This is a genomic window from Devosia sp. XGJD_8, from assembly GCF_046614475.1.
Taxonomy (GTDB): Bacteria; Pseudomonadota; Alphaproteobacteria; order Rhizobiales; family Devosiaceae; genus Devosia.
On record NZ_JBKJHF010000002.1, the window covers coordinates 550,603 to 563,017 of the forward strand.

Genomic DNA, 12,415 nt, shown 5'->3' on the forward strand with positions numbered 1-12,415 from the left:
GTGAGGCGTGATGGACTAGCCGAGGACAGCCTTGCCGCCGGTGGGAACGGCGTCGGTGTAGATGGAATCAGCCATGACCAGTGGGGCCAGCTGGGCAATGAAGGCCTGCGCCGCGGGGCTCGCAAAGAACTGGCCATGGGATTGCTGGCTGCGCCAGCCTTCGGCGACGCTCACCACATCCGGGTTGCTGGCGGAGCGGCTGACGAGGAAGACGAGGCAGTCGTCATTGGTCAGCGACGGGGCTGAAAGCAGGAGATCGACAAGGGCGCCGCCCTGGCCGGGATGGGCGGTAATGGTGGCGTGAAAGCCATGCTCAATGGACATCGGAGTTCCTTCTCATTGCGGGGCGGCTGCTGTCGCAAGCCGATGAGGCAATGAACCACCATCCCGGTCCGCATGGTTATGACCATCCTATCAAGCTCTTGCACAATCCTACCAAAACAGAGAAAATCAAGCATGGCGGCAATGGGCTGTGCTATCAGCGTGACAGACCCAAGCGAGGTGAGCGATGCCCCTTGAAGAACTGCGCATCCTGATCGGCCGCCATGCGAGCGCTGATATGACAACGCCAATCGAGGGGGTGCTGATCGCCCGACAGGACGTCTCGGTGCTCGAGCCCTCGATGTCCGGCTCGGTCATGGCCCTGATCGTGCAAGGCGTGAAGCGCCTCGCGCTCAACGACCGGGTCTATGAGTATGGCGCCGGAGAATATCTGGTGTCGTCGCTCGATCTGCCGGTCACCGGTCAGTTCATCGATGCAAGCCCCGATCGTCCCGCCCTCGGCGTCGGCCTCATGCTGCACCCCGCCAGCATTGCCGAATTGCTGCTGCAGGCCGGCGCGGCCGATTTTCGTGACGGTCGCGGCAGTCCGCCTGGCAGCATGGCCGTCTGCACGGCGTCAGCGCAGTTGCTCGACGCGGTCCTGCGCCTGCTCCGCTTGCTCGATTCCCCACGCGACATTGCCGTGCTCGCGCCGCTGATCAAGCGCGAAATCCTCTGGCTGCTGATTACGGGAGAGCAGGGGGCCGCCGTTCGGCAACTCGGACTGGCCGACAGCAATCTCAGCCACATTGCCCGGGCCGTGCGCTGGATACGCGAGCACTATGCGCGCGCCTTTCGCGTCGAAGACGTGGCCGAGATTTGCGGCATGAGTGCCTCGGCCTTCTACCGCAATTTCCATGCGGCCACGGCCATGAGCCCGATCCAGTTTCAAAAGCAGATCAGGCTGCAGGAGGCGCGCCTGATGCTGGCGGCCCAGCCGGAGGACGTGGCCTCCATCGGCTATCGCGTCGGCTATGACAGCCCATCCCAGTTCAGCCGGGAATACCGGCGCCAGTTCGGCTGTCCGCCCAGCCAGGACGCGCTCAGGTTGCGCAGCGTCACCGCCTTCCCCGCCACGGGGGCGGTCTAGCTCTATCGGACAGCTGCCGAAGGGCCGCTACACAGGGGTCGCAGGGCGCTCGCGTGGCTGTGTTTTCGTGGTGCGCACAGGGTGCTTGACGATCGTCGGAAAGTTGATAACGTTTCAACTTACTTGATCGAACCAGCCAAAAATGGCGGTTGATCCAAGGGAGGAGAAGTCAATGACCACCATCTTTAACGGCCCGTCCGTGGGACGGCGCCTCGTGCTTGCGGCTGCAAGCCTTGCATTGATGACCGGCACCGCGCCGCTGGCGTTCGGGCAGGATCTGAGCGGCGAGCTCGTGATCCTGAACTGGCAGGGCGGCGTGGATGGCGAAATGTGGGACGTGCTTGAAGCCGCCTTCACCGAGGCCAATCCCGGCGTGACGATCCGTGAACTCGAGATCACCGCGCAGGGCGATGCGCGCGGCGGCATTCGGACCGCATTGCTGGGTGGCGAAACCGTCGATATCATCATCAACACCTGGCCCGCCTTCCGCGCCGAGCTGATGCAGGCGGGCATTCTGCGCCCAATCGAAGAGCAATGGGCGAGCTTTGGCTGGGACGAGCAGCTCTCCCAGTCCTGGCGCGACCTTGGCTCGATCGATGGCGTGCCCTATGGGCTGACCTATACCTATGGCGACCGCTCCGGCATCTGGTACAAGACCGAGCATATGGAAAAGGCCGGTATCGCGGCCCCGCCTGCGACCTGGGAAGAGTTCCTGGCCAGCTTCGACGCGCTCAAGGCGGCCGGCTACCAGTATCCGGTGGCCATGCCCGGCAAATACTGGGCCCATGCGGAATGGTTCGAGACCTTGCTGCTGCGCACGGCGGGCGTCGAAGTGGCCGCCCAGCTCGCAGCGCACGAAATTCCCTGGACCGACCCGGCGGTCAAGACCGCGCTGATGAAATATGCCGAGATGCTCAATGCCGGCTGCTGCGGCGATCCTGCCGTGATGTTCGCCAATGACTGGGATGGCGAGGCCGACCAGATCTTCCAGGCCGACGCCAAGAACTATCTGCTCATCGGCATGTGGATGAATGCGCGCGCCCTGGGCGACTATGATCTGACGGAAGGGGAGGACTATTCCTTCTTCCAGTTCCCCGCGCTGGGCATGGGCCATGACGACACGTCATCGGTCGATGCCAAGGAACTCAACGTCACGACCAACGGCGCCAACCCGGAAGTGGCCGACGCCTTCCTCGACTTCATCGTGTCCAAGACGGCTGCCGATATCCTGGCGGACTATGGCTATGCATCGCCCAGCAGCGAGGCCGATACCAGCAAGCTGGGGCCGGTGCAGCAGACCGCAACGGCAGCGGTCGCCAGTTCCAAGGTGCAGTTCGTGCTGGGTGACCTGTTGCCCGGCGACCTGGGCGATGAATATCGCGTCCAGCTGCAGCGCTTCCTGCAGGACCCGTCCGAAAGCAATATCGACACCGTGCTTGCGGCCATCGAGGCCAAGGCCGCGAGCCTCTACTGATGGCCCGGCCCACTGCACCCGTTGCGGTGGGCCGCGGCCCCTCCCTGATCTCCCAGGCGGGCGACGGGCGCGATATCGCGCTTGCCGCCCGCGGCTGGAGGCTCAAGGACACGCCTGCGGCCTGGCTGCTCATTGCCCCGGTCATCGTGCTGTTCACGATCTCCGTGCTGTATCCGCTCATCGAGACAATCAGGCTCAGCTTCTTCAACATTGTCGGCCTGGCGCCACCGAGCTTTGTGGGCCCGGCCAATTACATCAACCTGTTCGCCGATCCGGCCTTCCGCAACACGCTGGTCACGACCCTGATCTTCACGCTGGCCACGACGACCATTTCGGTGGGGCTGGGCTGGACGCTGGCCATGCTGTGCGCCTTCGCGCCCCAGCAGACCTTGCCCTTCCGCGTCATGATCTTTGCCGCCTTCGGCATTTCCGAAGCCGTGAGCGGCTATATGTGGATCGGCATCCTGCGCCCCGATACCGGCGGCCTGCTCAATACCGTAATTGGCCTGTTCTCACCCGGCTTTGCCCATCCCTGGCTCGGCGACACCAATACGGCGCTGTGGGCGATCATCGTCGCTGCCTGCTGGAGCGGGGTCGGCCTGCCGCTGATGCTGTGCTTTGCCGCGGTGCAGTCGATCCCCAAAAGCGTGCTCGAGGCCGCCTATATGGATGGCGCGCGCCCGTTCTCGATCATGCGCCACATCATGGTGCCGCTGTCGCTGCCTGGGGTCCGGGTGGCCATCTTCATCAACCTGCTGGGCGCTCTGCGCGCCTTCGACATCATCTATGTGCTGACGGGGGGCGGGCCGGTGCGCTCGACGGAAACCGTCGGCTATTTCATGTACCGGGAGTCCATGACGCAGTTCAAGCTCGGCTATGGCGCGGCCGCGACCGTCGTGCTGCTCGTGGCCGTGCTGGTCATCTCCATCCCCGCCATCATCCAGCGCACGGCAGGTGCCAGATGATCGGCCGCGCCCCCTTCTGGACCACCGCCCTGGTTGGCATTGTTGCCCTGATCTGGATCGTGCCTATCCTGGGCATTGTCGTCACCTCCATTCGGCCGCCCAGCGAAGTGACGCTCGGCTGGTGGCGGCTCGACCAGGTCAGCTTCACCCTCAGTGCCTGGCAGCGCGTATGGGAGGCCTATCCGCTGGCCAATGCCTTCTGGGTCACCGCGCAGCTGGCCGGCATGGCGACGATCGCCACCATGCTGCTGACCCCGGCGGCCGCCTACGCCTTCCATTTCCTCAAATTCCCGTTCCGGCGCCTGCTGCTGATCATCATCATCAATGCCTTCGTGCTTCCCCAGCAGGTGGTGATCATCCCGCTGTTCCAGCTCTGGCGCGAGCTGGGCCTGATCGACAATTTCCTGTCCGTGCTCATTCCCTATGTCGGGATGAGCTTTGCCTGGTCGATCTTTCTCGTGAAGAATTTCCTCGAGGATTTTCCGCGCGAGTTGATCGAGGCGGCCAAGATCGATGGCTGCGGCGCGCTGTCGACCTTCCGGCATGTGGTGCTGCCCAATACGCTCAGCCCGGTCTTTGCGGTCGGCATCCTGCAGTTCCTCTGGACCTGGAATGCGCTGCTGCTGCCCATGCTCTACCTGCGCAGCAATGTGCCGCTGCCGGTACTGCTGACGCGGGTTTCGGGGACCTACGACGTCAACTGGGACCTGCGCTCGGTCGCCGCGATCGTCACGACCATCGTCCCCCTCGTCATCTTTCTCGTGTTTCAACGCCAGTTCGCCTCGGGCTCCCAGACCCGGACCGGCGCCAAGGAGTAGTCATGGACACCCGTCCCAACAAGCCGCTGCGCTACCGCCAGATCCACCTCGACTTCCATACGTCCGAGCATATTCCCGGCATTGGCGCTGCCTTCGATCCCGAGGCCTTCGTGCAGACCTTCAAGGCTGCCCATGTCGACAGCGTGACCATCTTTGCCAAGTGCCACCATGGCTGGTCCTACTACCCCACCGAAGTTGGCGCGCCCCATCCCCAGCTGGCCCGACCCGACCTGCTGGGCGAGATGGTGACGGCGCTCAATGCCGCCGATATCGAATGCCCGATCTACATCTCGGTACAGTGGGACGAACGCAATGCGCGCATCCATCCCGAATGGCGCGCCCGCAGCGCCACGGAGAACCGGTTCGATCCCAGCCAGCTGACCGCGGGCTGGCACACGCTGTGCCTCAATCACCAGGCCTATCGCGCCGAGTTGCTTGAGCAGGCACGCGAAGTGGCGCGCCGCTATGAAACGCCGGGCATCTTCTTTGACATCGTGCTGACCCCCGACTGCGTCTGCGCCGAATGCATCGCCAGCATGGAGGAGCATGGGCTCGACCCGGAAAATCCGGCGGACCGGCTGGCCAATGACGAATGGGTCAATGAGCGTTTCCGGCGCGAGACCACCGAGGCACTGCGGGCCGAGTTTCCCGGGCTGCGCATCTTCTACAATTGCGGGCACATCCATAAGCAGGGCCCCAAGCGCTTTGCCACCTATAGCCATCTCGAGCTCGAGAGCCTGCCCACCGGCGGCTGGGGTTATGACCATTTTCCTTCGAGCGCCCGCTATGCCGCGACGCTCGGGCTCGACTTCGTTGCCCATACCGGCAAATTCCACACCAGCTGGGGCGAGTTCGGCGGTTTCAAGCATCCCGACGCGCTCGAATATGAAGCCGCCCAGATGGTCGCCCTGGGGTCGAAATGCCTCGTGGGAGACCAGTTGCATCCCAATGGCGCGATCAATCCCGATACCTATGCCTCGATCGGCCCGGCCTATGCGCGCGTCGAAAAGCTCGAGCCGTTCCTCGAGGGCGCGCGGCAGGTTTCCGAAGTGGCGATCCTCTCGGCGGAATATTTCCACCCGGTCGGCGCCCGCAACAATGACAGCGACGATGGCGCCGCGCAGATGCTGCTCGAGCTCAAGGTGCCGTTCGATGTCATCGATCCCTCGGCGGAGTTCTCGACCTATCGCCTCATCATCCTGCCCGATGACATCACGCTGGATGCCGATCTCGCCGCCCGCTTCCGCCGCTATGTCGATGGCGGCGGCAAGCTGATCCTGAGCGGCACGTCGGGGCAGGATGCAGCAGGCGCCTTTGCGATCCCGGCGGGCCTGACGGCCACCGGATCAACCGTGGCCTTCACGCCGTCCTACATGGTGGCAGGAAAGGCGCTCGATCCCGCGATGACGACGACACCCTTTGTCGTCTACGGCACGGCCCAGCAGGTGGAAGCAGCCGGTGCCGAGGTGCTGGCGCAGATCGTCCGGCCCTATTTCAACCGGTCCTACAGGCATTTCTCGTCGCATGCCCATACGCCGGACGATCCCGATGCGCCCCCGCTCGGGCCGGCCGTCACCCTTGCGGGCAATGTGGGCTATATCGCCTATCCGATCTTTGCCATCTACCACGCCATGGGGCAGCCGCTTTACAAGTATGTCCTGCGTGGCCTTTTGGCCCGCATGCTGCCGGAAAGGGCGCTGGAGACCGACCTGCCGTCGGCCGGGCGCGCGACGCTGGTCCGGCAGGATGCACAGGGTCGGCATGTGCTCCATCTGCTCTATGGACCGCCCCAGGTGCGCGGCAAGGGCGTGCCCAATGGCGACGGTGTCCGCGTCATGGAAATGATCGAGGATATTCCCGCCATCGGCCCCGTCACGGCCACGCTCAGGCTGCCCCGGAGGCCGAGCCGCGTCTTCGATGCGCTGACCAATGCCGACGTCGCCTGGCAGGAACTGTCCGACGGCCGTATCGCGGTTTCCCTGCCCGGCCTGCGCATCCATTCCGCCATCGTTCTCGACGGCTCTCTCTAATGACTGGGGGCGCGGCGCCACAAAGGGTGACATCGACGCCGCGCCCCCGCTATCTATGCGGTTCACATCCGGCCAGGGGCCGGAGAAGTCCCTGCAGGAACGCCAGAATTATGCATGCCAGCCCGCTCGACACCGCCATATTGCGCAAACGCAACCCCACCATCATCGATGTGGCGGCGGTGGCCGGCGTGGCCATCGGTACGGTATCGCGCCATCTCAATGGCCTTCCCGTGCGCGCATCCAACCGCGACCAGATCGAGCGGGCCATTGCCGAGCTGGGATACCGGCGCAATTCGATCGCCGTCTCGATGAAGACCGACACGACCCATATCGTCGGTCTCATGATGCCGGCGATCAGCGAGTTTCATGCGAGCCTGCTCGACCAGCTGTCCCGCAAGATGCGCCAGTCGGGCCGGGCCGTGCTGACCTTCTGCCACGACCAGCAATTGCGCACGATCCAGGAGGGGCTCGAATTCTTCGCCTCCCATCGGGTCGATGCGGTGGTGATGGATGGCGAGCCGCATCTGCGCCAGGCCGTGCTCAAGCATATCGAGGACGGGCTGGTCGTCGTGCTCTACGACAACGACATCGAGGACCTGCCGGTCGACCGGGTGTTCTCGGCCAACCGGGCCGCCAGCGCGCGGGCGGTCGATCACCTGATCGACCTGGGGCATAAGCGCATCGCCACTATCCACGGCCATCTGCGCGACAGCGCGGCACGCGAGCGCCTGGCCGGCTTCGTCGAGGCCCACGAGCACAATGGGCTGGAGATCATTCCCGAGCTTGTCGTCGATGCCGGCTGGCAGCAGTCGAAAGGCTACGATGCCCTGCGCACGCTGATGGCCCTCGAGGCGCCGCCGACAGCCCTGTTTTCGGCGAACTACAACATGACCATCGGTGCGCTGATCGCGGCGCGCGAACTCGGCTTGCGCATACCCGAGGACCTGTCCGTCGTCAGCTTCGACGATGTGCCGGCCTTCTCGGTGCACAATCCGGGCATTACCTGCGTCGGCCAGCCCATCGAACGGCTGGCCGAGACCATCACCACCGTCCTGTCCCAGCGGCTGGCCGATCCGGCCGGCCTGGGCCGGCGGCTCGTCACCATCGATTGCGACATCATCTTGAGAGGCTCGACCAGGCGCCTCAGAACCTGAGCGCCGGTCACTGAAAAGGATCCGTCATGGCCCATGTGGAACTCGCAGGCATCAGCAAGGCTTACGGCGCTATCGAGGTCATTCGCGACCTCGACCTGGCGATCGAGGATGGCAGTTTCACGGTCTTTGTTGGCCCGTCGGGCTGCGGAAAATCGACGCTGCTGCGCATGATTGCCGGGCTCGAGCCCATTACCGGGGGGGAGGTGCGGATCAATGCGCGCCGGGTCAACGAAGCCGAGCCGATCGAGCGCGGCGTGGCCATGGTATTCCAGAATTATGCACTCTATCCGCATATGACGGTCGAGCAGAATATCGGATTTTCCCTGCGCATGGCCGGCCTCTCGAAATCGGCCATCAGCCAACATGTGGCGGAGGCGGCGCGGAGCCTGCAGATCGAGCCGCTGCTCAAGCGCCGGCCGGCCGAACTGTCCGGCGGCCAGCGGCAGCGCGTTGCCATCGGCCGCGCCATCGTCCGCCAGCCCGAGGTGTTCCTGTTCGACGAGCCGCTCTCCAACCTCGATGCCGAACTGCGCGTCTCGATGCGCGTCGAGATCGCCCGGCTGCACCAGCGGCTCGGCTCGACCATGATCTATGTCACCCACGACCAGACCGAAGCCATGACGCTGGCCGACAAGATCGTGGTGATGCGGGCCGGCCGCATCGAACAGGCCGGCTCGCCGGACGACCTCTATGAGGACCCCGCCAACAGTTTCGTGGCCGGCTTCATCGGCTCGCCGCGCATGAATTTCATTCCCGCCCAGCTCCGGGCCGGCCGGCTCGAAGTCGCTGGCAGCCCGTTCACGGCAGCATTGCCCGGCGCCGACGGCCCTGTGCAGCTCGGCATCCGTCCGGAGCATTTCACCGTCGGGGAAGGCGCAGCGGGCTTCTCGCTCACGGTCGATGTCGTCGAGAATCTGGGTGGCACACGCTTTCTCTACGGTACCCTGGCCGATGGCACGACGCTGGTGGTGGAGGCGCGCGACCGCCCCGGGCTCAAGGCGGGAGACGTGGTGCCGATCGGCTTTGCGCCGGAGCGGGCCTACTATTTCGATGCCGATGGCGCACGGATCCGGAAGGCACATTGAGCATGGACGACACGACCCATTGCCTCTGGTACCGCTCGCCCGCGGCCGAGTGGACCGACGCCCTGCCGCTGGGCAATGGGCGGCTCGGCGCCATGGTGTTTGGCGGCGTGACACGCGACGAATTCGCGCTGAACGAGGATACGCTGTGGTCCGGCGGACCATACCAGCCCGCCAATCCCGACGCCCCCGGGCATCTCGATGCGGTGCGCCAGCGCCTCTTTGCCGGTGACTATGCGGGCGCGCAGACCCTGGCCAACCAGACCCTGATGGGGCGGCCCTATATGCAGACCTCCTATCAACCCGCCGGCCGGCTGCTGCTCGACTGCAACCACGCGACGCTGTTCTCGAACTACCGGCGCAGCCTCGATCTCGCCTCTGCCATCGCCACCACCCGCTACAGCGTTGCGGGCACGGGCTTTGTCCGGGAGAGTTTCATTTCGGCCGCCGATGGCGTCCTCGTCATCGCATTGACCGCCGACCAGCCGGCCGCGATCAGCCTTGCTGTCGATTTCGTCTCCGAACAACCCGGCACGGCCGCCCTTCATCCGGATGGTCTTGGCTATATCGGTCGCAACCGGTCCGAAAACGGCATTGCCGCGCGGCTCAACTGGGCTTTCCGCGCAAAGGTCCTGCATACCGGTGGAGCGCTGACGGCCGAGGATGGCCGCATCCTTGTCAGCCAGGCCGATGCCGTGACGATCCTGATCGACATCGCAACCAGCTATCGGCGCTTCGACGACGTGACCGGCGATCCGCAGACGCTGATCAACGAGCGTCTTGAGCGGGCGGCGGCAAAATCGCTGTCAGCGCTGCGGGCGGATCATGTCGCCGCCCATAAGGCGCTTTATGACCGGTTCGAGATCGATCTGGGCCGAACGTCGAATGCGGCGCTCCCGACCGATGAGCGGATTGCCGCCTTCGCCGAGGGCAACGACCCCGACATGGCCGCGCTCTATGTGCGCTACGGGCGCTACCTGGCCATTGCCTCGAGCCGTCCCGGCACGCAGCCTGCCAATCTGCAGGGCATATGGAACAAGGAGATCCGGCCGCCTTGGGGGTCAAAATACACCACCAATATCAATCTGCAGATGAACTACTGGCTGGCCGATGCCGCCAATCTGGCAGACTGCTTTGAGCCGCTCATCGGACTGGTCGAAGACCTGGCGGTGACCGGCGCGGAGATGGCGCGGATCCACTACGGCGCGCGCGGCTGGGTGCTGCATCACAATACCGACCTGTGGCGGGCGACGGGTCCCATCGATGGCGCGCAATGGGGGCTGTGGCCCATGGGTGGCGCATGGCTCTGCGCGCAGCTGTGGGATCACGCGCGTTTCGCCGGCTTCCCGGATGCGCTGGTCGAGCGGCTCTATCCCCTGCTGGCTGGCGCCGCGCGGTTCTGTCTCGATATTCTCGTGCCGCTGCCGGGCAGTGACCTGCTGGTGACCGCGCCTTCGGTTTCGCCGGAAAATGTTCATCCGCATGGGGCAACGCTGTGCTTTGGGCCGGCCATGGATAGCCAGATCCTGCGCGATCTGTTTGCGGCCACGCGCGCGGCTGCCCAGCGGCTGAACCGCGACGCAGCCTTGGTCAGCGAGATCGACGCCGCCCGGGCACGCCTGCCTGCCGACCGGATCGGCAAGCAGGGGCAACTCCAGGAATGGATGGAGGACTGGGACGCCGATGTTCCCGAAATCCATCACCGCCACGTATCCCATCTCTATGCGCTTTACCCCTCGCTGCAGATTGCCCCGCACACGACGCCCGAGCTCGCCGAAGCAGCGCGCCGGACGCTCGACATCCGCGGTGACGATGCAACAGGCTGGGGGATCGGGTGGCGCATCAATCTCTGGGCGCGACTGGGTGATGGCAACCGCGCCTTTTCCGTCGTCCGTCGGCTGATCCATCCCGAGCGCAGCTACCGCAACCTGTTCGACGCCCACCCTCCGTTTCAGATCGACGGCAATTTCGGCGGTGCTGCCGGCATTCTCGAAATGCTGGTTCAGTCCGACGAGGCCGGCATTACCCTGTTGCCCGCCTTGCCCGATGCCTGGCCCTCCGGTCGCATTCGCGGGCTCCGGGCGCGCGGGGGCATCAGCGTCAACCTGGAATGGGCCGATGGCCGGGTCACTGCCTATGACATCGAGGGGGCAGTGCCCTATCGCGGCACAATCAGTTTCGGTCTGGGCCGGGAGATGAGAATTCCGATGGGCGCCTGAGGGCGCGGAACTGCTCCGGTGGTGCCCTAGAGGCTTTCTTCGAGGATGCGACGGAAGTCCGGAGCGCCGATGGGGCGAGGATTGGAGGCCGTCGAGTGATCCTTGACCGCGTGCTCGGCGATCTGGTCGAAGCAGTCTGCGGTTAGGCCCATCGCGCCGAGCGTCCCCGGCAGGCCCAGCCGCTGGGCAAGGGCGGCGATCTCCGCGCCCAGATCGGCCTGTGCCGCAAGGCCCAGCGCGGCACGAAGGCGGGCATATTTGTCTTCATTGCCCACGGCGTTGTAACGCAGCACCGCCGGCAGCAGCACGGCATTGAGCGTGCCGTGATGAAGCCTCAACGATTTCAATCCCCCCAGCGGATGGGACAGCGAGTGCACAGCGCCCAGTCCCTTCTGGAAGGTCAGGCCGCCTTGCAGGGCGGCCATCATCATTTCCTGCCGCGCCGCCGGGTCACTGCCGTTGCGCGTGGCGGGCTCGATCCAGCGTGCCGCGCGCGTCAGTCCATCGAGGGCGATTGCATCGGCCACCGGGTTGAACCTGGGGCTCAGGAACGTCTCGATACAATGGGTGACGGCATCCATGCCGGTTGCCGCCGTGAGATAGGGCGGCAGGCCCAGGGTAAGGTCGGGATCGCACAGGGCCACATTCGGGATCATGTGGGGAGAAATGAAGCCGAGCTTGCGGCCATCCTCCAGGGTCAGCAGCGCGGCCCGCCCCACCTCGCTGCCGGTACCCGCAGTGGTCGGCACTGCAACGACCGGCGGCTTGTCTGGGGTGATCCGGCCCATTCCGCCCAGGATGGCCGCATAGTGTTCCAGCGGTCCCTCGTGGGTGGCCAGGAGCGATACGGCCTTTCCCAGGTCGATCGCCGAGCCGCCGCCGAGCGCCACGATGCTGTCGCAGCCGGCTGCCCTGAACAGCTCGACGGCACGCAGTGCCGCAGCCTCGGTGGGGTTTTCGGGGGTATCGTCAAACACGGACGTGTCTTGCGGAAGCCCGGATTTGGCCAGCGCGGTCGCGAGCAGGCCGGCGGCAACGATTCCCTTGTCCGTCACGATCAGGGGACGGGACACGCCGAGCAGCTTCAGCTCCTCGGCGAGCAAGGCGATGGCGCCGGCTTCGAACTGAATGCGTGTCAGATACTGGATCAGGGCCATTGGGTTTGTCCTATTCTGTCGCCGAACGGCCCGGTGCAACAAAGACCCGGCTCGACAATTGCTAGCAAAGGTCGCGGCCGACGGCCATGCCCCATGGTCGGGTCG

At 64.9% G+C, this 12,415-nt stretch carries 10 protein-coding genes; 8 read left to right on the forward strand and 2 right to left on the reverse strand.

The features are described from left to right. Window positions 1–15: 15 nt before the first annotated feature. The gene (locus tag ACLI1C_RS18195) at window positions 16–324 is read right to left on the reverse strand and encodes a putative quinol monooxygenase (protein ID WP_411398965.1); all 309 of its coding nucleotides are present in this window, start codon (window positions 322–324) and stop codon (window positions 16–18) included. A gap of 184 nt (window positions 325–508) precedes the next feature. Here ACLI1C_RS18195 and ACLI1C_RS18200 point away from each other — a divergent pair, with 184 nt between their 5' ends. From ACLI1C_RS18200 to ACLI1C_RS18235, 8 genes are all read left to right on the forward strand, one after another. Continuing rightward, on the forward strand, window positions 509–1,411 hold the full coding sequence (locus tag ACLI1C_RS18200; protein ID WP_411398966.1) for an AraC family transcriptional regulator N-terminal domain-containing protein: 903 nt from the start codon (window positions 509–511) through the stop codon (window positions 1,409–1,411). 172 nt (window positions 1,412–1,583) lie between these two features. Then, entirely contained in the window at window positions 1,584–2,885 is a 1,302-nt protein-coding gene (locus tag ACLI1C_RS18205; RefSeq protein WP_411398967.1) for an ABC transporter substrate-binding protein, read from the forward strand. After that, a complete protein-coding gene (locus tag ACLI1C_RS18210) occupies window positions 2,885–3,850 on the forward strand; it encodes a carbohydrate ABC transporter permease (RefSeq protein WP_411398968.1) in 966 nt (321 codons plus the stop codon). Before ACLI1C_RS18205 ends, ACLI1C_RS18210 begins: the two co-directional genes overlap by 1 nt. Further along, window positions 3,847–4,668: a carbohydrate ABC transporter permease gene (locus ACLI1C_RS18215; protein ID WP_411398969.1), complete on the forward strand. Its 822-nt coding sequence runs from the start codon at window positions 3,847–3,849 to the stop codon at window positions 4,666–4,668. Before ACLI1C_RS18210 ends, ACLI1C_RS18215 begins: the two co-directional genes overlap by 4 nt. Before the next feature lie 2 nt (window positions 4,669–4,670). Then, a complete protein-coding gene (locus tag ACLI1C_RS18220) occupies window positions 4,671–6,698 on the forward strand; it encodes an alpha-amylase family protein (protein ID WP_411398970.1) in 2,028 nt (675 codons plus the stop codon). 110 nt (window positions 6,699–6,808) lie between these two features. Further along, a complete protein-coding gene (locus ACLI1C_RS18225; protein WP_411398971.1) occupies window positions 6,809–7,852 on the forward strand; it encodes a LacI family DNA-binding transcriptional regulator in 1,044 nt (347 codons plus the stop codon). 26 nt (window positions 7,853–7,878) lie between these two features. Further along, window positions 7,879–8,937, forward strand: coding sequence for an ABC transporter ATP-binding protein (locus ACLI1C_RS18230; RefSeq protein WP_411398972.1), 1,059 nt, complete (start codon window positions 7,879–7,881; stop codon window positions 8,935–8,937). A gap of 2 nt (window positions 8,938–8,939) precedes the next feature. Next, window positions 8,940–11,153 (forward strand): glycosyl hydrolase family 95 catalytic domain-containing protein, encoded by a 2,214-nt coding sequence (locus ACLI1C_RS18235; RefSeq protein WP_411398973.1) that lies wholly within the window; start codon window positions 8,940–8,942, stop codon window positions 11,151–11,153. Between the two features lie 26 nt (window positions 11,154–11,179). On the opposite strand, the gene ACLI1C_RS18240 is transcribed toward ACLI1C_RS18235, so the two are convergent. Next, the gene (locus ACLI1C_RS18240) at window positions 11,180–12,310 is read right to left on the reverse strand and encodes an iron-containing alcohol dehydrogenase (protein ID WP_411398974.1); all 1,131 of its coding nucleotides are present in this window, start codon (window positions 12,308–12,310) and stop codon (window positions 11,180–11,182) included. Window positions 12,311–12,415: the final 105 nt, after the last annotated feature.